21 protein-coding genes are annotated in these 22688 nt (G+C 61.1%); 7 read left to right on the plus strand and 14 right to left on the minus strand.

Annotated features, from left to right (window positions below):
• Positions 1 to 7: 7 nt before the first annotated feature.
• From ACP7A2_RS11910 to ACP7A2_RS11950, 9 genes are all read right to left on the minus strand, one after another.
• Positions 8 to 787 carry a transporter substrate-binding domain-containing protein gene (locus tag ACP7A2_RS11910; protein ID WP_426134356.1) on the minus strand — a complete coding sequence of 260 codons (780 nt, stop codon included), beginning with the start codon at positions 785 to 787 and terminating at the stop codon, positions 8 to 10.
• 326 nt (positions 788 to 1113) lie between these two features.
• Complete coding sequence (locus tag ACP7A2_RS11915) at positions 1114 to 2748, minus strand: ATP-dependent DNA ligase (RefSeq protein WP_426134357.1); 1635 nt, start codon at positions 2746 to 2748, stop codon at positions 1114 to 1116.
• Complete coding sequence (locus ACP7A2_RS11920) at positions 2745 to 3749, minus strand: ligase-associated DNA damage response exonuclease (protein WP_426134358.1); 1005 nt, start codon at positions 3747 to 3749, stop codon at positions 2745 to 2747. The genes ACP7A2_RS11915 and ACP7A2_RS11920 overlap by 4 nt, the downstream gene beginning before the upstream one ends.
• 200 nt (positions 3750 to 3949) lie before the next feature.
• Positions 3950 to 6391, minus strand: coding sequence for a penicillin acylase family protein (locus ACP7A2_RS11925; RefSeq protein WP_426134359.1), 2442 nt, complete (start codon positions 6389 to 6391; stop codon positions 3950 to 3952).
• Between the two features lie 225 nt (positions 6392 to 6616).
• The gene (locus ACP7A2_RS11930; RefSeq protein WP_426134360.1) at positions 6617 to 7261 is read right to left on the minus strand and encodes a glutathione S-transferase N-terminal domain-containing protein; all 645 of its coding nucleotides are present in this window, start codon (positions 7259 to 7261) and stop codon (positions 6617 to 6619) included.
• Between the two features lie 105 nt (positions 7262 to 7366).
• Positions 7367 to 8152, minus strand: a complete 786-nt coding sequence (locus tag ACP7A2_RS11935) for an ABC transporter ATP-binding protein (protein ID WP_426134361.1) — start codon at positions 8150 to 8152, stop codon at positions 7367 to 7369.
• A complete protein-coding gene (locus ACP7A2_RS11940) occupies positions 8149 to 9207 on the minus strand; it encodes a FecCD family ABC transporter permease (protein ID WP_426134362.1) in 1059 nt (352 codons plus the stop codon). The genes ACP7A2_RS11935 and ACP7A2_RS11940 overlap by 4 nt, the downstream gene beginning before the upstream one ends.
• 167 nt (positions 9208 to 9374) lie before the next feature.
• Positions 9375 to 10490 (minus strand): ABC transporter substrate-binding protein, encoded by a 1116-nt coding sequence (locus tag ACP7A2_RS11945; protein ID WP_426134363.1) that lies wholly within the window; start codon positions 10488 to 10490, stop codon positions 9375 to 9377.
• A gap of 25 nt (positions 10491 to 10515) precedes the next feature.
• Positions 10516 to 10683, minus strand: coding sequence for a hypothetical protein (locus ACP7A2_RS11950; protein ID WP_426134382.1), 168 nt, complete (start codon positions 10681 to 10683; stop codon positions 10516 to 10518).
• A gap of 196 nt (positions 10684 to 10879) precedes the next feature.
• Between ACP7A2_RS11950 and ACP7A2_RS11955 the strand changes: the two genes are divergently transcribed.
• Together ACP7A2_RS11955 and ACP7A2_RS11960 are read left to right on the plus strand one after the other, a co-directional pair.
• Positions 10880 to 11590: a response regulator gene (locus ACP7A2_RS11955; RefSeq protein WP_426134364.1), complete on the plus strand. Its 711-nt coding sequence runs from the start codon at positions 10880 to 10882 to the stop codon at positions 11588 to 11590.
• Entirely contained in the window at positions 11587 to 12972 is a 1386-nt protein-coding gene (locus tag ACP7A2_RS11960; RefSeq protein ID WP_426134365.1) for an ATP-binding protein, read from the plus strand. The genes ACP7A2_RS11955 and ACP7A2_RS11960 overlap by 4 nt, the downstream gene beginning before the upstream one ends.
• Before the next feature lie 72 nt (positions 12973 to 13044).
• Here ACP7A2_RS11960 and ACP7A2_RS11965 read toward each other — a convergent pair whose 3' ends face one another.
• Genes ACP7A2_RS11965 through ACP7A2_RS11980 form a run of 4 tightly spaced genes read right to left on the minus strand, consistent with a single transcriptional unit; the run spans position 13045 to position 14721 of the window.
• Positions 13045 to 13245: an SEC-C metal-binding domain-containing protein gene (locus ACP7A2_RS11965; protein ID WP_003189235.1), complete on the minus strand. Its 201-nt coding sequence runs from the start codon at positions 13243 to 13245 to the stop codon at positions 13045 to 13047.
• On the minus strand, positions 13242 to 13724 hold the full coding sequence (locus ACP7A2_RS11970; RefSeq protein ID WP_426134366.1) for an LEA type 2 family protein: 483 nt from the start codon (positions 13722 to 13724) through the stop codon (positions 13242 to 13244). The genes ACP7A2_RS11965 and ACP7A2_RS11970 overlap by 4 nt, the downstream gene beginning before the upstream one ends.
• Positions 13725 to 13748: 24 nt before the next feature.
• Positions 13749 to 14219, minus strand: a complete 471-nt coding sequence (locus tag ACP7A2_RS11975) for a YchJ family protein (protein WP_426134367.1) — start codon at positions 14217 to 14219, stop codon at positions 13749 to 13751.
• A gap of 4 nt (positions 14220 to 14223) precedes the next feature.
• Positions 14224 to 14721 carry a DUF6231 family protein gene (locus ACP7A2_RS11980; RefSeq protein ID WP_426134368.1) on the minus strand — a complete coding sequence of 166 codons (498 nt, stop codon included), beginning with the start codon at positions 14719 to 14721 and terminating at the stop codon, positions 14224 to 14226.
• Between the two features lie 346 nt (positions 14722 to 15067).
• Between ACP7A2_RS11980 and ACP7A2_RS11985 the strand changes: the two genes are divergently transcribed.
• Together ACP7A2_RS11985 and ACP7A2_RS11990 are read left to right on the plus strand one after the other, a co-directional pair.
• A complete protein-coding gene (locus ACP7A2_RS11985) occupies positions 15068 to 15361 on the plus strand; it encodes a DUF1145 domain-containing protein (RefSeq protein ID WP_426134369.1) in 294 nt (97 codons plus the stop codon).
• Entirely contained in the window at positions 15354 to 16112 is a 759-nt protein-coding gene (locus tag ACP7A2_RS11990) for a collagen-like protein (RefSeq protein WP_426134370.1), read from the plus strand. The genes ACP7A2_RS11985 and ACP7A2_RS11990 overlap by 8 nt, the downstream gene beginning before the upstream one ends.
• A gap of 204 nt (positions 16113 to 16316) precedes the next feature.
• On the opposite strand, the gene ACP7A2_RS11995 is transcribed toward ACP7A2_RS11990, so the two are convergent.
• On the minus strand, positions 16317 to 16781 hold the full coding sequence (locus tag ACP7A2_RS11995) for a CopD family protein (protein ID WP_426134371.1): 465 nt from the start codon (positions 16779 to 16781) through the stop codon (positions 16317 to 16319).
• Positions 16782 to 16880: 99 nt separating this feature from the next.
• On the opposite strand from ACP7A2_RS11995, the gene dinG reads away from it, so the two are divergent.
• The 3 genes from dinG (at position 16881) to ACP7A2_RS12010 (ending at position 22649) form a co-directional block, all read left to right on the plus strand.
• The gene (gene dinG, locus ACP7A2_RS12000; RefSeq protein ID WP_426134372.1) at positions 16881 to 19025 is read left to right on the plus strand and encodes an ATP-dependent DNA helicase DinG; all 2145 of its coding nucleotides are present in this window, start codon (positions 16881 to 16883) and stop codon (positions 19023 to 19025) included.
• 98 nt (positions 19026 to 19123) lie between these two features.
• Positions 19124 to 21421 carry a beta-galactosidase gene (locus tag ACP7A2_RS12005; RefSeq protein WP_426134373.1) on the plus strand — a complete coding sequence of 766 codons (2298 nt, stop codon included), beginning with the start codon at positions 19124 to 19126 and terminating at the stop codon, positions 21419 to 21421.
• An 82-nt stretch (positions 21422 to 21503) separates the two neighbouring features.
• Positions 21504 to 22649: a serine hydrolase domain-containing protein gene (locus ACP7A2_RS12010; RefSeq protein WP_426134374.1), complete on the plus strand. Its 1146-nt coding sequence runs from the start codon at positions 21504 to 21506 to the stop codon at positions 22647 to 22649.
• The last annotated feature ends 39 nt before the right edge of the window (positions 22650 to 22688 follow it).

The following is a 22688-nucleotide window of genomic DNA, read 5'->3' on the forward strand; positions in this document are numbered from 1 at the left end:
CAGGGTGTTATTTACCGCTGTACAGGTTCAGATCGCCGAAGTGTTTCTTCTGGATGGTGGCGTAGGTGCCATCATCGTGTAACGCTTTGATACCTTTATCGATCAAGGCCTTCAGCTCTTTGTTACCTTTTTTGATACCGACCGCAGTTTTGGACGGCAGCAGTGGGTCATCGATGGCCGCGCCAACTTCGTAGCCTGCACCGGCTGGCGACTTCAAAAAGCCCAGTTCGGCTTGCAGCATGTCCTGCACCGATGCGTCCAGACGGCCGGAAGTCAGGTCAGCGTAAACCTGGTCCTGGTTGGCATAGGCCTTGGTGGTCACACCGGCTTTGTCCAGCACCGCCTTGGCGTAGGCTTCCTGAATGGTGCCTTGCTCATAGCCAACCGATTTGCCCTTCAGAGACTCAGGCGTGGAGAAGTTCGCGCCCTTTTTGAACACCAGGGAAGTCGGGCCGGAAAACAGCTCGGTGGAGAAATCGATCGCCTTTTCACGGGCTGCGGTCACGGTCATCGAGGAAATCACGCCATCAAACTTGTTGGCGTTGAGGCCTGGAATCATGCCGTCGAAGTCGCTTTCGACCCACTTGCACTTCACTTTCAGCTCAGCGCAGATCGCATTGCCCAGGTCGATATCGAAACCCACCAGGCTGCCGTCGGCGGCTTTGGATTCGAACGGCGCGTAGGAAGGATCGACACCAAAACGCAATTCCTTGTATTCCTTGGCTGTAGCGACGCCAGCAGCCATGCACAGAGCCAGTGCAGAAAGGGTCAGCAATGCTTTTTTCATTATGTAATCCCTGGAAACCAAGATAAGCGCTTGTGGCGCGTTTAGGACTGTTACTGAACGGTGTCAGACGGATCACAAGTAGCAATTTCTGCACCATAGTTCCGAATGAGCGTTTTAAAAGGTGGGATAAGGCAGTTCTGAGTGTAGAAGATGCCCGAAAATGGGCATCGAAAAATCAGCGCACCATCTTGGATCAAATGTTGATTCCAGTGTGGGAGCTGGCTTGCCTGCGATAGCGGAAGGTCAACTGAATCTTTCTGGCTGACCCACCGCTATCGCGGGCAAGCCCGGCTCCCACATGGATGTGCAGTGTTCTGGTGGGAGGGTCAGGCCAGCAAGTCCTGCAGCGTGGCCAGATTATCCGCATCCTCAACAGCCTTATCCTGGCGCCACCGCAACATCCGCGGAAACCGCACCGCAATCCCGCTCTTGTGCCGCTTGGACAAGGCAATCCCCTCAAACCCCAGCTCAAACACCATGCTCGGCGTGACACTGCTCACCGGGCCGAATTTCTCCACCGTGGTTTTACGCACAATTGCATCAACCTTGCGCATCTCTTCGTCAGTCAGCCCGGAATATGCCTTGGCGAACGGCACCAGTGTGCGTTCACTGCCGACCGGCCCATCCCACACCGCAAAGGTGTAGTCGCTGTACAAGCTGGCGCGCCGGCCATGGCCGCGCTGGGCATAGATCAACACCGCATCAACACTGAACGGGTCGACCTTCCACTTCCACCACACGCCCATGTCCTTGGTGCGGCCCACGCCGTACAGACCGTCGCGGGCCTTGAGCATCATGCCTTCTACGCCGAGGCTGCGAGAGGCTTCGCGTTGTGCCGCCAAGTCTGCCCAGCTTTCACCCGTCAGCAAGGGGGATGGCAGCAGCACCGGGCTGTTGCACTGCGCAATCACTTGCTCAAGCCTGGCGCGGCGTTCGGCTTGTGTGTGGCTGCGCCAGTCGTCGCCCTCATGCTCCAGCAAATCGTAGGCAAGGACGGCCACCGGCGCATCGTCGAGGACTTTTTTGCTCAGGGTTTTGCGGCCAATGCGCTGTTGCAGCAGGGCGAAGGGTTGCACCGCGTCCTTCCACACTACGATTTCGCCATCGATAACCGTGCCGTCGGGCAAGCCACTGACCAGGCTGTGGAGTTCGGGGAAACGTTCGGTCATCAATTCCTCGCCGCGCGACCAGATCCACAACCGGCCCTCGCGTTTGACCAATTGCGCGCGAATGCCATCCCACTTCCATTCCACTTGCCAGTCGGCGGGCGAGCCGATCAGGGCGTCGAATTGCTCCACCGGTTGCGACAGCCCATGGGCGAGAAAAAACGGATAAGGCTGCCCGCCACGTTGCGCATGTTCGTCGCATGATTCGGGTGCAATCAGCTTGAGATAGCCTTCAGGTGTAGGACGGTTGGACAAATCGGTATAGCCCACCAGCCGCTGGGCCACGCGTTTGCTGTCCAGATCGACCATGGCGGCAAGCGCGCGGGTGACCAGCAATTTAGACACCCCGACGCGAAAACTGCCGGTGATCAACTTGATACACACCATCAGGCTGGGTTGATCCAGTTGCGCCCACAGCGCCGGCAAGCGGTCGGCCAATTCCAGCGGCGGGAGACCACGCAGGGGCAGGAGTTTTTCCTCCAGCCACACGGCCAAACCGTCTTGCGAGGTGTATGAAGATTCTGGAAGCAGCAGGGAAATGGTCTCAGCCAGATCGCCGACGGACTGATAGCTCTCTTCGAACAGCCACGGCTCGATACCCGAGGCTTCGGTGGCCATGTCCCTGAGCAGGCGCGTCGGCACTAATTGCCTGGGCCGCCCGCCGGATAAAAAGTACACCGCCCATGCCGCATCTTCCGGCGGCGCCTGTAGAAAGTAGGCTTGCAGCGCCGCGAGCTTGGCATTGCTGGACGTGGTGGCGTCAAGGTTGGCGTACAACTCGGCGAAGGCCTTCATGCGGTGGCCTCTTCTTCGTCATCGCCGTATTCGGTGGTGAAGCCTTGGGCGTCCAGGCCTTTTTCCCGCAGGTGGCGCACCAGCACGCCGACGGAGCCGTGGGTCACCATCACGCGTTCGGCACCGGTTTGTTCAATGGCCCACAACAAGCCGGGCCAGTCGGCGTGGTCCGAGAGTACAAAACCCCGGTCCACACCGCGCCGCCGGCGGGTGCCGCGCAGGCGCATCCAGCCGCTGGCGAACGCATCGCTGTAGTCGCCAAAGCGTTTTATCCAGGTGCTGCCACCGGTCGAAGGTGGGGCAATGATCAGGGCTTGGCGCAGCAACGGGTCGGTCTTTTTGAAGTCTCCGGCGTAAAGGGTTTCGGGAATGTAGATCCCGGCTTCGCGGTACACACGGTTTAAGGGTTCGACTGCGCCGTGGCTAAGAATCGGGCCGATGCTGGCGTCGATGCCATGCAGGATGCGCTGGGCCTTGCCGAAGGAATAACAGAACAACACGCTGGCTTTCCCCGCGGCGATATTTCCCTGCCACCAGTCGTTGATCCCGGCAAAAATCTGCGCCTGTGGCTGCCAGCGGTAGATCGGCAGGCCGAAGGTCGATTCAGTAATAAAGGTGTGGCAACGCACCGGCTCGAACGGCGCACAGGTGCCATCGGGCTCGACCTTGTAGTCGCCGGACGCGACCCAGACTTCGCCCTTGTATTCCAGGCGCACCTGAGCCGAACCGAGCACGTGCCCGGCGGGGTGAAAACTCAGGGTGACGCCGTGGTGCACCAGTTGTTCGCCATAGGCCAGGGTTTGCAGGTTGATGTCCTGGCCCAGGCGCGAGCGCAGGATGCCTTCGCCGGGGGCGGCGGCCAGGTAATGTGTGTTGCCGGTGCGGGCGTGGTCGCCGTGGGCGTGGGTGATGACGGAGCGTTCCACCGGGCGCCAGGGGTCGATGTAGAAATCTCCGGCGGAGCAGTAGAGGCCTTCGGGCCGGGCGATGACAAGGTCCATGGGCGTGCCGTGGGCAGTGGGCTTATCAGGTATGAGGGGAGTGAGACTTGAGAAGTTCTATCTAAATGCATGCGATCAAATGTGGGAGCTGGCTTGCCTGCGATGGCGGTGCATCAGCCACTTGATCAGTGACTGACACGGCCTCATCGCAGGCAAGCCAGCTCCCACATTTTTATCCGGTTCCTTCAGGAGGAACCGGGTTATTTGCCGGGCGTAAGGGTCAACCGCGTTTTCCCGTACGCCTTGTCGAAGTTCTGCGGCTGCATCGGGAAGCTCAGGTATTGCGCCTTGAGCGCCGGGTCGATGCCATTGGCATAATTCGGGCTGGCCGGGTTGCCGGATTGGCCGATGCCGCCCTGGCCCATCATCGGTTCGGTCTGGCTAAAGTCGACGATCATGCGCAGCGCCGGCACTTGGGTTGTGTCGAAGCTTTGCCCCCAGCTATACGGCGCCGGGTTCAAGGTGTTGTGGTCGCCGCCACTGGCAAACGGGCCACGAATCACCTGGCCGCTGGTGTTTTTCCAGGTCGTGGTGTGTAGCTTGCCCCACTGCCAGGCCTTGTGATCGGCGCCCAACTGGCTGTCGCCGGCAGTGATCGCGGCGGCGAGGCTGCGGGCCAGGATGGTCGGTTTGTCTTCTTTCTGCGCGGTGCGCACGTCATCCCAGAACGGGCTGTCTTCACGGCCCAGCAGGTGGTCGGCGTTGGCGGAGTAAGACAGGTTGGCGTTGCTGATAAACGCTTTCCAGCTCGCGCTGTTTTCCGGGCCGAGTTCGTCGAGGAAAATCTGCTTGGTGCTTTCCTGCAGGAACAGCTCGTAAATCGCCGCATCGGCAGAAGTCGGTGCGAGGCGACCATCAAATGCCATCAGGCGGTTCAGCGCCTCGCGTGCCTTGCTCGCTTCCGGCGCCGGCAGTGCATCAATCGCCTGTTTCAGCGGCTGGGCCATGCCCGGCGCCTGGAACATGGTTTTGAGTTTGGCGGCAAATGTTGTGGTCTGGTCGTACTGCATGGCGATCATGCTGCGGCTGTCGTGCTTGCCGGCATTTGCCAGTTGCGCCAGGCGCTCGCTGCGTTCCGGTGCGTCCCAGGAGTTGGACAATTGCATGCCGTAGCCGCGCGGCGCGGTGCGCTGGTTGGCGGTGCCGATCCAGCCTTGGGCCGGGTCCTGGTCATACGGGTGCAGCATCGCGTCGGCGTAACCGTCCCAGTCAAAACGCGCGTCCCAACCGGGCGAGGGCAGCAGGCCTTCGCCTTCACGGCGGTTGGGGAAACGGCCGGTGACTTGCCAGCCGATATTGGTGGCGTCGGCGAAAATCATGTTCAGCGCGATGGCGCGAATTTCGCGGGTCGCATCCGAGGCCTTGCCGGCGTTTTGTGCGCGGGACAGGTCGAAGAAGGCGTCCAGGCTCTTGTCGTCTTTAAAATCAGCGGTTTGCAAGGCCAGGCCGAAACCGCTGGTCAGCGCCTGGCTGCTATTAAGCAGGGCGCCGTGACGGGTTTCGTACACCACTTCGCGAAGTGGCCGCTGACCTTTGACGATGAAGGTTTCGTTACGCACCAACGCCGGTAGCCATTTTCCGTTGTTCTCGTAGTACAGCGCGCTGCCCTGGCGTTTGACCTTTTCCAGGAACAGGTCCTGGGTGTCGCCCTTGACCGAACTCATGCTCCACGCGACTTTGCCGTTGAAACCAGACAACAGCGTCGGCAAGCCGGCAATCGAGGCGCCGACGGCCTGGTATTTCGGGGCGCGAATCTGCACGTAGTTCCACGGTGACGGCGCTTGCGGCGCGGCTGCAAGGTCGCCGGCCAACAGGCTTTTGCCGCTGCGGGCGCGTTGCGGGCCGATGGCCCAGTTGCTCGACGTGGTGACGGCCAGTGCGTTGAGGCTGTTCAGTTGCTGGCCGACCGCTTCCAACCCGGCGAGGCCGGTGATCTGGCCGAGGTTCACGCCCTTGAGCTTTTCGGTTTCATCCAGCGGGATCGGCTCATCCGGCGCGCTTGGGGTGAGCCAGGCGAGTTTGTCGACGCCGACTTTCTGCGCCAGCACCAGCGACGACAGTTCTTCCTGCAAATTGCTCGACTCACTGAAATTCAGCAGGCAGAACAACAGCGCCGAATCTTCCGGCTTCCAGTACTCGGGCTTGTAGCCGGTCTGGGCCAGGTCTGGCGGCAGCTTGTCGCGGTAGCGGAACAGGTAGGCGTTGACGCCGCGGGCATACACTTCAAAGAAGCGCTTGAGGCGCGGCGACGAGGCGTTATACAGCTCGCCGGCGCTTTTTTTCAGGTTGACCGCGCGCATGAAGCGGTCGACATCGAGCACTTCAGGCCCGGACATTTCGGCCAGACGGCCCTGAGCCAGCAGGCGCAAGGTGACCATCTGGGTGATGCGATCGCTGGCGTGCACATAGCCGAGGCTGAACAGCGCGTCATGGAAGGTGTTGCTTTCGATCAACGGCATGCCCTGGGCATTGCGGCGCACCGACACATTCTGTGCCAGGCCTTTGATCGGCTGTACACCGGCGACCGGTGTCAGGGTGTCCTGGGTGCTCTGGAGCTGGCAACCGGCCAGGCTTAACGCACTGGCCACTGCCGCGGCAACGCCGAACCGGGGAAGAAAATGTGAGAGGGCTGGCGAGGCCATGGCAAAGCTCCTGCGGGGGGTAGCGTCATTAAAGGCGCTACGTTAGTGAGCGCGGCGAAACGACGCAAGCAGGAGTTTGGGTAATTTTGAGCCGGGCGCCGATCAATGTGTGCTGGCTTGTGTGGGAGCTGGCTTGCCTGCGATGCAGGCACCTCGGTTTGCAGTGAAACCGCGGTGATGCTATCGCAGGCAAGCCAGCTCCCACACAAGCCGCCCCTACAAAGGTCAGGCCTTGGGCGGGTTTATTTTTTGTACCAGTTCATAGGCCCGAACAGTTGCCGGCCGTTCCTCGATGCTGTTGAACCAGCGCTGCACGTGTGGGAAATCTTCCAGGCGCTGGCTCTGCCATTTGTGGGAAACAATCCACGGGTAAATGGCCATGTCGGCAATGCTGTAGTCCTCGCCTGCCACGAACGGACGGCCCGCCAGGCGGCGGTCGAGCACGCCATACAACCGTGCGGTTTCTTCCACATAGCGCTTGATCGCGTAGGGGATTTTCTCCGGTGCGAACTGGCTGAAGTGGTGATTTTGCCCCGCCATCGGGCCCAGCCCGCCCATTTGCCAGAACAGCCATTGCAGGGCTTCCTGGCGACCGCGCAGGTCTTTGGGGATGAACTGGCCGGTTTTTTCCGCGAGGTACAACAGGATGGCGCCGGACTCGAACAGCGAAATCGGCGCGCCGCCGTCGGTCGGGTTGTGATCGACGATGGCCGGAATGCGGTTGTTGGGAGCGATCTTCAGGAAGTCCGGCTTGAATTGGTCGCCCTGGCCGATGTTGATCGGGTGTACCTCGTAGGGCAGGCCGGCTTCTTCCAGGAACAGCGATACTTTGTGACCGTTGGGGGTGGTCCAGTAATACAAGTCGATCATGAAGCTCTCCAAAAGTGGTGATGCTTGAGCGAATGCCTGTAGGTATAGGTAATGTTCCATTGACGAAAATTCAATCAAACATTTGGGCATACCCTTAGACGCCATTCACACCGCACCGTCCACCAGCACCTGCAACGACTGCCGGGAGCAGCGCTCGATGCGCACCTGCACGCCATACACCTCGGCAAACAGCGCCGGGTCGAGCACGTCATCCGCCGTACCGCTGGCGTACAAGCGGCCTTCACGCAGCACGGCGATATGGTCGGCAAAACGCGCGGCGAGGTTGATGTCGTGCAGCACCACCACGGCGATCAGGTTGTGCTCGCGCACCAGCCCGCGCACGCAGTCCATGACTTTCAACTGGTAGTTGAGGTCGAGGGCGCTGGTGGGCTCGTCGAGCAACATGACCTGTGGCCGGCGCGCGATGAGTTGGGCGAGGCTGACCAGTTGGCGTTGGCCGCCGGACAAGGTGCTTAACAGCTGGTCGGCCAAATGCGCGATGCCGATGCGCTGCAACGCCTCGAACGCTTCGCGCAGGCAGGCGTCGCCGGACAGCGGGATGCCTTCTACCTCTGCCACGCGCAAGGCGGCGATCACACTTTCCATCACACTCAGGCTCAACCCCGGCGGCAGGTTTTGCGGCATGTAAGTGACGCGCCGCGCACGCTCGCCGACGGACATGGCCGACAGGTCGAGGTGCCCCAATCGCACAACGCCTGTCATCTTTTCCAGCCCGGCCACGGCACGCAGCAGGGTGGATTTACCGGCGCCGTTGGGGCCGATCAACGCAGTCAGGCTGCCGTGGGGCAGGGTGGGCAGGGTCAGGTCATGCACAATCTGCCGCCGCCCATAACTGACGCTGGCGTTGTGAACCGATAAGCCCGTACTCATAACTGCCTCCCGCGCTTGAACACCAACGCCACGAAAATCGGCACGCCTACCAGGGCGGTGACGATGCCCACCGGCACGATCACGCCGGGCATGATCAGCTTGCTGGCGATCGACGACAGCGACAGCAGCAACGCGCCGGTCAAGGCGCTGGCCGGCAACAGGAAGCGTTGGTCTTCGCCCACCAGAATCCGCGCGATATGCGGACCCACCAGGCCGATAAAGCCGATGGTTCCCACAAACGCCACGGCGGTGGCCGACAACAGGCTGATGCGCAGCAACGAGAAAAACCGCAGGCGCTTCACATCTACGCCGAAGCTTTGCGCACGGTCTTCACCCATGCGCAGCAGGGTCAGGCGCGGGGCGGCGGCGAAGGAAAACGGCATCACCACCGCGACCACGAAGGCGAGAATGCCGAGCTTGTCCCAGTTGGCTCGGGTCACGCTGCCCAGGGTCCAGAACACCAATTGTTGCAGCACGTCTTCAGTGGCGACCAACTGCAACAAGGCCACTACGGCGTTGCAACTGAACACCAAGGCAATGCCGAACAACACCAGGCTTTCGACCCCGGCACCGCGCAGGCGCGACATGGCCTGCAGCAGAAATACCGAGGCGGCGGCGAAGATAAACGCCGAGAGAGAGATTGCCGTGTTGGCTGACACCCACAGTGTGGTCACCGGAAATACGATCACCAGTGACGCGCCCAATGCGGCCGCCGACGACACACCGAGGGTAAACGGGCTGGCCAGCGGGTTGTTCAAAATCGCCTGCATCTCGGCCCCGGCCAGCGACAGTGCGCAGCCCACCAGCACCGCCATCAGGGCGTAAGGCAGGCGCACGTTCCAGATAATCACCTGGTCGGTGGCGCTCAGGTGTGACGGGTGCAGAATGCCGTCGAGCAGAGCCAGCAGGCCCATGCCGGACGGGCCGCTGGCGAGGTCCACCAGAATGGCGCAGACCAGCGCGGCGCCGAGCAACGCCAGCAGCCAGGCACGCCGCGCGAGCAGACGGCGATAGCCGTGAGTGGCGCTGGCGAGGTCGAGGGTTTGAGTGGTCATTGGATTCGCATTCTTGAGCACAATGAAATCCCTGGAGGAACACGTTCAATGTGGGAGCTGGCTTGCCTGCGATTGCGCAGTGTCAATCACTGAAAGGGCGACTGACACTGCGCAATCGCAGGCAAGCCAGCTCCCACACTGACTGCATTCCTGCAGGGAGATGGGCGTTACTTGGTTTTGGCGTCGATCCAGTAGGCACCCTGCAGCGGCATGCCGAGGAACTGACGGTTGATCTGCTCCATCGTCGCCTGCGGATCGAGCTTGGCGAACAGCGCCGGGTGCACCCATTTGGCCAGCGCTTCAATCGCCAGCAGGTTGTACGGCGAGTTGTAGAAGTCATGCCACAGGCCGTGGGAATTGCCCTCACGGATCGCGCGAAGGTTGGCGAATTCAGGACGCGCCAGCACCCGGTCGAACGCCTCGCGCGCTTCATCGGTGCTCACGCCTGCGCCCAGAATCAATCCCGGTTTGTGGTTGCCGGTGGCCACGTACACATCCGGATCAGCCTTCAGCGCGTACTCGACGCTGATATCCCCCAGCGCGCCCGGCACCACGTCGGCGGCGATATTGCGCCCGCCGACCAGCTTGATCACTTCACCCATGCCGCTTTTGCCAGTGGTGTGCCCCGGCGCCTGCCAGGCACCGGCCAGCAGTTCCAGGAACACGCTCGGTCGCGGGCCGGCTGGCAGCGTGGCGACGGCGTCGGTGATGGCCTTGACGTGCTGGTCATAGAAATCCAGAAATGCCTTGGCCTGGGTTTCACGGCCCAACGCTTCACCCAGCGCCTGCATGCTGGTGTGGGTGCCTTGCACCGGGTTGATACGGAAGTCGACGAACAGCACCGGGATGCCCGCTTTGGCCAGAACGTCGGCCACCGGGCTGTGTTCGGTCGGGCCGTGGCCGGAAATGCTGAACACAGCGAGGTCAGGTTTGAGCGAGAGAATTTCCTCGGCGCTGACGCTTTGTTCCGACGCTTGCCCGATCAGCGGGATGTCTTTGACCGTGGGAAATTTCGCCACGTAGGCGTTGTAGGTGTGCGGGTCCAGCAGCTTCAAATCGTTCTGCCAGCCGACGATGCGCTGGAACGGCGCGTCTTTGTCGAGCAGCGCAAATGCAGAAATCAGGCGGCCTTCGCCCAGCACCACGCGTTTGACGTCGTCCTTCACCTCGACCTTGCGGCCCAGCACGTCGGTGACTTCATGGGCGGCGGCGGTTTCGGCGTGGCCCAGAAGCAGGGCGGCGAACAGCACACCGAGCTTGAGCAGGTGGCGGGGTTTGAGCATGGAAAGGACTCCGGGTAAGGGGAAATCAGCATTCATAATCGACACTGGCCGTGAGGGGGCCCCCGGCGCCTTGAATGCCGTAGAGCTGGAAGCCGTCGAGGCAAGAACCGATCTGGCTGTAATAGAGCGTGGTGGCCGTGTTCACCTTGTATTGCGCGGCCACGCCGAAGGACACGTAAATGCGCGATGACATGAGCAGAGGTCCGAGTCTAAATTACAATTACTCTCATTCAGGCCCGTAGTCTAAAGAGCGATTTCCCCCGTCATACCCCGGTTTTGTATCGCTGATGCGCGATTATGGTTTCCCACAACATTCCATTACATTTGCACCCACTGCTGGCTGAATCTTCGGCTAGATCCTGCGTTTTGAGTTTTCGGATTGACCGCCTATGGCCAAACAAGACCACTTGCTGATCGTCGATGACGACCCGCAAATCCGCCAACTGCTCTGCGACTACCTCAGCGACGCCGGTTTTCAGGTGTCCACTGCCAGCGACGGCAAGGAAATGCGCCGTCGACTGGCGCTGAACGTCATCGATTTGATCGTGCTCGACCTGATGCTGCCCGGTGAAGACGGCCTGAGCCTGTGCCGCGAACTGCGCGTGAGCTCCAACACGCCGGTGGTGATGCTCACCGCCAAGGGCTCGCTGATTGACCGCATCGTCGGCCTGGAAATCGGTGCCGACGATTACCTGCCCAAACCGTTCGACCCGCGCGAGTTGCTGGTGCGGATCAAGGTGGTGTTGCGCCGGGTGCAGAGCTTCCCCGACCGTGCGCGGCTGGACGAGGCGCCGAGCATCCACTTCGCTGGCTGGCAACTCGACACTCGGGCGCGGCAATTACTCACGCCGGACGGCGTGGTCGTCAGCCTCGGCAACTCGGATTACCGCGTGCTGCGCCTGTTGTTGCAGCACCCCAATCGCCCGCTGAACCGCGACTTTCTGCTCAACCATGTGTTCGACAAGGACAGCACGCCGTTCGACCGCTCCATCGACGTGTGCGTCAGCCGTCTGCGCTCGCAACTGCCTGCGGGCTTGATCAAAACCGTGCGCAACGAGGGCTATATGCTCACTGCCGACGACGTGGTGCTTGGGTCTTGAGATTGCTGCCGCGTTCGCTGTTCGGGCGGCTGGTGCTGATTCTGGTCAGCGGCATGCTCGCGGCCCAGGCGCTGACCAGCAGTATTTGGTATGACCGACGCCATGGTCAGGTACTGGAAATTCCCGCACGGCTGATCGCCACCCGGCTGGCGGACGTGGTGCGCCTGGTGCACAGCGATCCGCAGCAGGCCGATCAATTGATCAAACTGCTCAATACGCCGCATTTCCAGCTGACCGTGAGCGACCATGCGAGCAGCACGCCCAGTACGCTGACTGACAGTGACCGGCCCACCGAGCGGCTGATCACGCAGGTGCTGTCGGAGAAAACCGGTTATGCGCAAACCCTTAGGTTAGTGCGCCTGTCCCTGGTTGACGGCGAAGGGCAAACCGCTGGCCTCTCGACCTTGCTCGGTTCCAGGCCGGTGGTGGGTCAATTCTTGATCGACCTGCGCTTGCCCGATGGGCGCTGGTTGCAGGTCGACGCCCGTGAGGAGCAGGGCTGGACCAGCACCTCGCCGCTGGATCTGGTGTTTGACTACGTGATGCGTATCTATTTGCTGCGGGTGCTGGTGCTGGTGGTGATCGCCCTGGTGGCGGTACGCCTGGCGATTCGCCCGCTGAATGCGTTGGCCAAAGCCGCCGAAGCCTTGGGCCGGGATATCCAGCACCCGCCGTTGTCGGTGGATGGCCCGACGGAAGTACGCCGCGCTGCCCAGGCATTTAACGCGATGCAGCAACGGCTGATTGCCAATATCGCCGAGCGCACGCGGTTTCTCGCGGCGATTTCCCACGACCTGCGCTCACCGATCACACGCCTGCGCCTGCGTACCGAAATGCTCGAAGACAACCGCACCAAGGAGCGTTTTCGCAGTGACCTGGAGGAAATGGAACACATGGTCTCCAGCACCCTGGATTTCGTCAGCAGTGGTGAGATCAATGAGACGCGGCAGAACATTGACATCAATGCCTTGCTGCAAAGTTTGCAGGCGGACCTGGAGGATGTGGGTGAGCGCGTGAGCATCATTGGCCGCGTGGGGCAGCCGTTGCCGGGGTACGCGCGCAGCCTCAAGCGGTGTGTGCAGAACCTGCTGGAAAATGCGGTGCGCTATGGCTGTGAGGTGGTCGTACGGGTTGAGGACCAGGCACAGAGTTTGACCATTGTGATCAGCGACCGTGGGCCCGGCATTCCACAGGAACAGCTGGAACAGGTGATGGAGCCGTTTTACCGGGTGGAAGGCTCACGCAACTCGGAAACGGGCGGGTATGGATTGGGGCTGAGCATTGCGCACACCATTGCGCGGGCGCACGAAGGGCGGTTGAGCTTGAAGAATCGCGAAGATGGGGGGCTTGAGGTGGAGCTGGTGTTTCAACGCAGGCTCTGATTTGAAATGCAATCCAATGTGGGAGCCGGCTCGCCACAGCAAGCCAGCTCCCACACTCACTGCATCAGGGCATTACGCCCCGTGGCACTTCTTGAATTTCTTCTCGCTGCCGCACGGGCACGGGTCGTTGCGGCCAACGTCTTTCAGAGCGTTGCGCACCGGCTCCTGGTGAGCGTGGCCGCAGTTCGGGCCGTGGACATGGCCGTGGTCATGATCATGGTGATCATGATCGTGGTTGCAGTCAGGGCCATGAACATGGGGTTGCTGAGTCATCGATGTCGCTCCGGAATAAAATCGCCGGGGATTATCTCGCCATTGTGAGCCACCTGCACGTCATTACCGATGAATAATCCGGTTTTCAACTCGCCCTCCAGACGATACGGCACAGGCTTGTCGGGATTTTTCAGCATCTGCACCACGTCGCGTATCTGCGGCCACAGGTTGGTGCGCACTGACACCCGGAAAAAAGCGTGGCCACGCGGCGGCACGGTCAGCCATTCGTTGGACTCGCCTTCGGTCAGCACAAAACTGCCCAGCCTGACCTTATAGATCAGGCCGCGCACGGTCAGGTCGGCGTCGTCGCGGTTGTCCACGCGAAAGTACAGTTTGAATTTTTGCTCGAGCAACTTGGCGCGCACCACTTCAACTTTCACCAGCGACACATGGGGCGGCGGGGAATCGTCTTCAAACCAGGAGGCGCAACCTGTCAGGCCCAGGGTCAACGCCAGCATCAAGAGGTACATCCGAAGCATGGCGTTTTTCCTTTCTTGTCATTATTAGAGGTAGCTGGAACAGCACTTCTTGAACTTCTGCCCGCTGCCGCACAAACATACATCATTGCGCCCGACCTTCACCTCAACTGTCGGATCGATGAAGTACCAGCGCCCATCGTTCTGTACGAAAGAAGACTGCTCACGGTGGCTGTGTTCGCCGGTGCTGTCGTGCCAGCGCGCGGTAAAGGTGACGAAGGCATGTTCGGGCTGGCCGCCGAACACCTCGCTGCTTTCTACCTCAAGCCCCAACCAGGTGCTTTGGGCACTCCAGGCGCCGATGGCGTCGCGGTCCAGGCCGGCCTGTTGCGCCGGCAGCGTGGTCGCCACCAGATAGTCCACCAGGCCCAGCACATAGGCGCTGTAGCGCGAGCGCATCAATGCGCTGGCGCAGGGCGCCGGATGGCCGGAGTGATAATGGCCGCAGCAGGCATCCAGCAGGTTGCCACTGCCGCAGGGGCAAATGGATGTACTCATCGGGTTACCACCAATACTTTCCGAAGTTTTGCGGGTTGGCCCAGAAGCGGGCGTTAAGCCAATCCGGCACTTGTTTATAGTCAAGCAGATCATAGGTAAACAGCGTCAGCACCTGATCATCACGCTGGAAACGTTCGCTGGCTTGCAGGGCCAGGGAGAAGAAGTCGGTGTCCTTCCAGCCACAGACGTGCAGGTCGGCCAGCACCGCAATGCGGCTGGCATTCAGGTTGCGGATGCCACCGAGCAGAGTCAGGCCTTGCGGTTTGGACAGGTGCTCCAGGCAATCGACCACCAGCGCCAGGTCAAAACGCTGCGCTGCCAATGCTTCAGGCAGTGGCCCGGGCGCGGCGATGGCGACAACGGTGTCCGGGTGTTCGGCTTGAAACGCCTCCAGCGCCGGAAACTGGCTGGCGCCCAACAGCAGCAGACGCTTTGGCTGGTGCAGGTCGAGCAAAGCCGCCAGGGCTTGCTGGGGTGTACGGGAAGAAATACCAGCGCTCATCGCAAATCCTCACATCATGACCGTAGAGACTAGCGCGGCTGAGCCTGCGGGCCTAGAGCGGACGACAGCGAAAAGTCCTGCGGCTACGGCGATCCCTAATGGATCCGGGGTGCTGGCCCAGATGAAAAGAGCCGCCTTTACTCCAGCACCCGCGTGCCTTGCAGCACCGTTGGTCAAGCAACAAAACGGCTGATGTGGGTTGAACCGCCGCGTGGACATCCCGATCAACCGCTGACGCTAAGTGCGGGCAAGCCTCCCTTCATCAAGTTTTTTCATCCTTCACTGGCAAATCGCCTGCAGAAGTCGGTACTGTGCGCCAAAAGAATAATAGGCAGGGGCAAGCGGGATGAAGGTGTTTTGGGGGCTCGGGAAGTTTGTAACGTTGCTGTTTTGGCTCTTGGTGGTGGTGAATCTGTTGCAGCCACTGGTTAACCCGTTCCACCTGTTGGTCAGTCTGGCCGGCAGTCTGCTGTTCCTCACCCACATTTTAGAGTTGCTGTTGTTCAACAGCAGCCTGAAACACCGTGCCCACCCCTGGCGTGACCGCTTGCAGATCCTGCTGGTGGGTATGTTCCATGTGCGGAGCCTGTCGGCGCCTGCAGCGGTTAATGAAACAAACAAGGAGGCCAATCATGCGTAAGGTTTTTCTGTTGGCCCTGTTGGTCAGCCCCATCGCCCTGGCGCAAAGCGTCAGCGTTGAAACCAATTCTTTGATGCGCCTGCCGAGCAGCACCAGTGTGTTGCAACTGGAACGCCTGGACGTGGCGGACTACGGCACGCTGTTGATTCCGGCGACCATCACTCAGGTCAGCGTGGACCAACTGCACCTGGGCCGCGAAGCGCGTATCGCCATCGCCCCCGGCACTACCGGGCTGCAATTGCAGGTGCGCCAGGCGCAACTGGAACATGGCAGCCAGATCACCTCACGCGGCGCTCCCGGCACCCACGAGCGTCCAGCCAAGGCTGGGCGTGACCTGACCCTGCGGATCAACGACCTGACCGCCGAAGAACTGTCGGTGGATGCCCGTGGCGGCGCCGGAGCCCAGGGCTATTCGGGGCTGGATGGCGCCAACGGCGTTGACCCGGGTTGCACCTGGGGTTCGGCGGGGCGTGGCGCGAATGGTGACAACGGCGGCGACGGCCTGCCTGGCGCGGCGGGTGCGCAAGTGCGCGTCGAGCTGCCGCAGAGCTTTCCGGCTGAGCAGATCAAGGTGTGGGTCGATGGCGGCGCCGGTGGTTTGGCCGGTACGGCGGGCAAGCCGGGTAAAGGCGGGAAGTCCAAGGGCTGTGTGGTGTATCGCGCCGATGGTGGCGAGAAGGGCCGGGCCGGATTGGAAGGGCAGCCTGGGCCTGCGGGGCCTGCGGGTAGTGTGACCATCCAGCGCTTGTGACAAGCGGGCTTGTTGTGGCGAGCGGGCTTGCCCCGCGTTGGGCTGCGTAGCAGCCCCAAAACCAGCCACATCGGATTACCGGACGATGCGCGGTGATCTTGATAGGGCTGCTACGCAGCCCAACGCGGGGCAAGCCCGCTCGCCACAACAAGAAGGCAGCTCACCACAACAAGCCAGCTCTGAACCCATTAAGCCCAGCCGCCGTCAGAACATCGGCCGAGCCGAAGCGATTGCAATCACCAACAACCCCACGATCAGATTAATCCCCACCAACTTGCGAATCTGCCCCAGCACCGCCGCACCCGCTGGCCAATTCTCAGCCGCCACCGCCGCGCGTAATTCCGGGAATTTCAGCGCCTGGATACGGATAAACAGCGCCGTCATCACCACATACAACCCCATCATCACCTGCACATAACGTGGCGCGGTCTCAAACCCGCTGAAACGCAACTGCAGCAGGCCGACGCCACTGATCGGCAACACCAGCACCGCCACCCAGACCCACACGAAAAAACGTTGAAACACATTCGCCCACAGTTTAAGCCGGGCAGGGCCCTCAAGTGCCGCCACTGCGGCGGGGCGCAGGATCATCCAGGCGAAAAACATGCCGCCGACCCAGATCAGGGCGGCCAATACATGCAGGGTGTAAACGACGCTAAACACGGTCATTGCGGTACTCCGTTCTGCGCGGGATTCATTAGCGGGTTATGATAGCCGCCGAACCGAACCACTGAAAATTTATCCAGCGTTTTTAGCGCCCGACTATCCATGATCAGCACTGAACTCAAAACCACGATCCAGGGCGCCTATTCGCGTTTTCTCGAGGCCAAAAGCCTGAAACCGCGCTACGGCCAACGCCTGATGATTGCCGAAGTGGCCAAGGTCCTCGGGGATATCGACACCGACGACGAAGGCCGGCGTAGTGGCGACCCCGCGATCGTGGCGGTTGAAGCCGGCACCGGTACGGGTAAAACCGTGGCCTACAGCATCGCCGCCATTCCTACGGCCAAGGCCGCCGGCAAACGCCTGGTAATCGCCACCGCCACCGTGGCCCTGCAAGAGCAGATCGTCTACAAAGACTTGCCCGACCTGATGCGCAACAGCGGCTTGAACTTCACGTTCGCCCTGGCCAAGGGCCGTGGCCGCTACATGTGCCTGTCCAAACTCGACGTGTTGTTGCAGGAGGGCCACGCGCAAACCGCCACTGCATCGCTGTTCGAAGAAGAAGGCTTCAAGATCGAAGTCGATGAGGTCAGCCAGAAGCTGTTTACCAGCATGATTGAAAAACTCGCCGGCAATAAATGGGACGGTGACCGCGACAGTTGGCCTACCGCCCTGGAAGATGCCGACTGGGCGCGCCTGACCACCGACCACAGCCAGTGCACCAACCGCCATTGCCCCAACTTCGGCCAGTGCGCCTTCTACAAGGCCCGCGAAGGCATGGGCAAGGTTGACGTCATTGTGACCAACCACGACATGGTCCTGGCCGACCTGGCGCTGGGCGGCGGCGCTGTGCTGCCCGACCCTCGCGACACCCTGTATGTGTTCGACGAAGGCCATCACCTGCCCGATAAAGCCATCGGCCACTTTGCCCATTACACCCGCTTGCGCTCCACGGCCGACTGGCTGGAAACCACTGCGAAGAACCTCACCAAGTTGCTGGCCCAACACCCGCTGCCCGGCGACCTCGGCAAGCTGATCGAGCAAGTGCCGGAGCTGGCGCGGGAGATCAAGACCCAGCAGCAATTCATGTTCAGTGCCTGTGAGCAGGTTGCCGACTTCAAGCCTGGCGAAGACGTGGAAGGCCGCGAGCGGCCGCGTCATCGGTTCGTCGGCGGGTTGATCCCCGAGCACATGCGCGAAATGGGCATTGAGCTGAAGAAAGGCTTTTCGCGCCTGACGGACCTGTTCACCCGTCTCACCGACCTGCTTAAAGAAGGCATGGACGGCGAGGTCAACATCGGTATCGCCAGCAATCAGGCCGAAGAATGGTATCCGCTGTTCGGCAGCCTGTTGTCGCGCTCCCAGGGCAACTGGGAATTGTGGACGGCGTTTACGGTTGAAGACCCGGAAGACAACCCGCCGATGGCACGTTGGCTGACGCTGTCGGAAAGCGGTGCGCTGTTTGATATCGAAGTCAACGCCAGCCCGATCCTGGCGGCAGAAATGCTCCGTCGTAACCTGTGGAACGTCGCCTACGGCTGCCTGGTGACGTCGGCCACGCTGACCGCCCTCGGCACTTTTGACCGTTTCCGCATGCGCGCCGGCTTGCCAAAAAAAGCCGTGACCGCCGTGGTCCCGAGCCCGTTCCACCACGCCGACGCCGGTGTGTTGCGCGTGCCGGACCTCAAGGCCGACCCACGGGACGCGCCGGCGCACACGGCGGCGATCATCCGTGACCTGCCGTCCTTGGTAGAGGGCTCGCGCGGCACACTGGTGCTGTTCTCCTCGCGCAAACAAATGCAGGACGTGTTCGACGGCCTCGACCGCGACTGGCGCAAGCAAGTGTTTATTCAGGGCAACCTCTCCAAGCAGGAAACCCTCAACAAGCACAAGGCGCGGGTCGATGGCGGTGATTCCAGCGTGCTGTTCGGGCTGGCGAGCTTTGCCGAAGGTGTGGATTTACCCGGCGCCTACTGCGAACACGTGGTGATCGCCAAGATCCCGTTCTCGGTGCCGGATGATCCGGTCGAGGCGGCCCTGGCCGAGTGGATCGAAGCGCGGGGCGGTAACCCGTTTATGGAAATCTCGGTACCGGATGCATCCTTGAAGCTGGTCCAGGCCTGCGGGCGCTTGCTGCGTACCGAAGAAGACCGGGGCACCATCACCTTGCTTGACCGCCGTTTGGTCACTCAGCGCTACGGCAAAGCTATCCTCAATGCCTTGCCGCCCTTCAGGCGCGAAATTTCTTAAGCCACTGTGGGCGAATTCGCCCACTTCGTGGTCTACCTCACTGCCAACGCTTCACGTCATCAGGCCATTCATCGGCCGTTTGGGAGAACCTTGCTCGTATGATTCGCATGCTGCCCGCCCTTTTTGCCCTGTTGTTTGCCGCGCCCTTGATGGCTGCGCCGACCGGGCAACAAACGCTGTTCAACTTCGTCCGGCCTGCCGATGTGGTCAAGGTGGCGACTCAGGACGCCAGCCTGCCGCAATACAACGCCGAACAAACCGCCGAAGGTGAGGTGCTGCGCCGCATCACGTTCAACCCGGCGGCGGAACCGAGTCTGGTGCTCAGCCCGCAAACCGGCACCTGGGATTGGTCTCAATCAGGCGCCATGAGCCTGCGGATTCAAAGTGCCATGGACTGGGCGCTGACCTTGTACGTCAAGGTGCAGAGCGCGGACGGCAAGACACTGGTCAGCCGAATCGACCTGCCGGCCGGGCCTGTCCAGACCCTTTTGATCCCGCTCCAGGCCACCTCACCGCTAAGCCAGGGCATGAAGGCCGGCCCGCCGATGCCGATCACCGTGGGCGGCCAGCGTGTGTTACTGGGCAGCAGCGCCGGCGAAATCGACCGCAGCCAAGTGGCGTCGGTGACGCTGTCGATGATCAAGCCTAATGCCGCGCAAAGCATCCTGGTGGAACGCTTTGGTGTGCAGGATATTGAACCGGTCGTGAAGGCTGCCTACAGCGAACTGGTGGATGCCTATGGCCAGTCCACGCGCGCGCGCTGGCCGGAAAAAGTCAGCAGCGACGAGCAACTCAAGGCCGCCGCCGCCAAAGAGCAACAGCAGCTCAAGGGCTGGCTGGCTGAACGTGACAAGTCGTCTCTGGACCCATACGGCGGCTGGAACCAAGGCCCGGCGTTTGAGGCCAGCGGCTTTTTTCGCACCGAGAAACGTGACGGTCGCTGGTATCTGGTGACGCCGCAAGGGCATCCGTTCTATTCACTGGGCGTGAACACCGTGGCCCCGGACAATAACCAGACCTATGTGGCGGGGCGCGAGTGGATGTTTGCCGCGTTGCCAAAGGCGGGCGAGCCGTTCGACAAGTACTACGGCCGTGGCGACAACCGTGGCGGAAATGGCGCCGATCAAGGCCGAGGCTTCAGCGTGGGGCGTTGGTACGACTTTTACGGCGCTAACCTGCAGCGCACCTACGGCGGCGAAGGTTTCGACCAGAAGCGCTGGGTGACCCACACCCTTGACCGCCTGCAAGCCTGGGGCTTCAACACCGTGGGCAACTGGAGCGACGAGGGCTTGGCCACCGCCGACCGCGTGCCGTACACCTTGCCGCTGTCGATCGTCGGCGATTACGCCAGCATCAGCACCGGCACCGACTGGTGGGGTGGCATGCCCGACCCGTTCGACCCGCGTTTCGCCATGGCCACTGAACGCGCCGTGGCCATTGCGGCCCGCGATCACCGGGATGACCCGTGGCTGATCGGCTTCTTTGCCGACAACGAATTGGCCTGGGCGGGGCCGGGTGATGATCCAAAATCCCGTTACGCCCTGGCCTACGGCACGCTGCGCATGACCACCGACGTACCGGCCAAGCGTGCGTTTCTCAAGCAACTGCGCGACAAATACCGTAACGAAGACGGCCTGTCGAAGGCCTGGGGCATTCACTTGTCTGGCTGGGAACTGATGGAAGACCCGGGTTTCGAGCCGCCGATGCCGAGCCCTGAGCACCCGGAAATCGAAGCTGACTTCAAATACTTCCAGAAGACCTTCGCGGATGCCTACTTCAAGACCATCTCCGACTCGCTGAAATGGCACGCGCCCAACCAGTTGCTGCTGGGTGGCCGCTATGCGGTGAGCACTCCCGAAGCCGTGGCGTCCTGCGCGCAGTATTGCGATGTGCTGAGTTTCAACATGTACACCCTCAAACCTCAGGACGGCTATGACTTCGCCGCCCTGCGCGCGCTGGACAAACCGGTGCTGATCACCGAATTCAACTTCGGCTCCTCGGACCGTGGCCCGTTCTGGGGCGGTGTGACGCAGTTGGCCCGTGAAGAAGATCGCGGCGCGGCGTACGGCAACTTTCTCAAGCAGGCCATGGCCGAGCCGTCGATTGTCGGCGTCCATTGGTTCCAGTACCTCGACCAACCGGTGACTGGCCGTCTGCTGGACGGCGAAAACGGACACTTTGGCCTGGTTGGCATCACCGACGTACCTTTCCAAGGGTTTGTTGACAGTGTGCGTAAAAGCAACCTGGCGGCAGTCGATCAACTGGGAGAGGAGGCGCAAAAGGCCAAGACGGCCGGTGCAGTACGGGAAAGTGAAGGCGCCAAGGCCGGGCGTGACGGCAAAGGCGCGGGGCAGGGCGCCGGACACGCCGGTGGGCACTCCGGAAATGGCCATTGATTCATATTTGACGGGTTCACAAAACCCACAATGGCTGGAACAATGGCGACTACTTTTTATGCGGTTTTTTGAGGGGACTTAGGTGCAGATTCAGGGTCATTACGAGCTCCAGTTCGAGGCGGTGCGCGAAGCGTTCGCCGCCTTGTTCGATGATCCTCAGGAGCGTGGTGCCGGGCTGTGCATTCAGATCGGCGGTGAAACCGTCGTCGATCTGTGGGCCGGCACTGCCGACAAGGATGGGGCTGAAGCCTGGCACAGCGACACCATCGTCAACCTGTTTTCCTGCACCAAGACCTTCACCGCCGTCACGGCCCTGCAATTGGTCGCCGAAGGCAAGTTGAAACTCGACGCACCGGTGGCTGACTATTGGCCTGAGTTTGCGGCAGCGGGCAAAGAAACCATCACTCTGCGTCATTTGCTTTGCCATCAAGCCGGGTTGCCGGCGATTCGCCAAATGCTGCCCACCGAAGCCTTGTATGACTGGCAATTGATGGTCGATACCCTGGCGGCCGAGGCTCCATGGTGGACGCCGGGCGAAGGCCATGGCTACGAGGCCATCACCTACGGCTGGCTGGTCGGTGAATTACTGCGACGCGCCGACGGGCGTGGGCCGGGTGAATCCATTGTGGCGCGGGTCGCGCGGCCGTTGGGCCTGGACTTTCACGTAGGCCTGGCGGACGAAGAGTTTTATCGCGTTGCCCATATAGCCCGCAGTAAAGGCACTATGGGCGATGCAGCGGCACAACGTTTATTGCAAGTAATGATGCGTGAACCTGCGGCAATGACTACCCGAGCATTTGCCAACCCGCCGTCTATTCTGACCAGCACTAATAAGCCCGAATGGCGGCGCATGCAGCAGCCAGCGGCAAATGGTCACGGTAATGCGCGCAGCCTGGCGGGTTTTTATAGCGGGTTGTTGGACGGTAGTTTGCTGGAAAGCGACATGCTCGAACAATTGACACGTGAACACAGTATCGGGCCGGATAAAACCTTATTGACCCAGACCCGTTTCGGCCTGGGCTGCATGTTGGATCAGCCGCAATTGCCGAATGCCACGTTTGGCCTTGGCCCACGTGCGTTTGGGCATCCCGGCGCCGGTGGTTCGGTAGGGTTTGCCGACCCGGAACATGATGTAGCATTTGGTTTCGTGACTAATACACTGGGGCCTTATGTACTTATGGACCCACGTGCGCAGAAGTTGGTCGGAATATTGGCCGGTTGTCTGTAAAGAGCTTGCTGTTTCACGTTTTTTTGTTACAAAGGCAAC

The sequence above is a fragment of the Pseudomonas sp. PWP3-1b2 genome (assembly GCF_049896045.1).
Lineage (GTDB): Bacteria > Pseudomonadota > Gammaproteobacteria > Pseudomonadales > Pseudomonadaceae > Aquipseudomonas > Aquipseudomonas antarctica_B.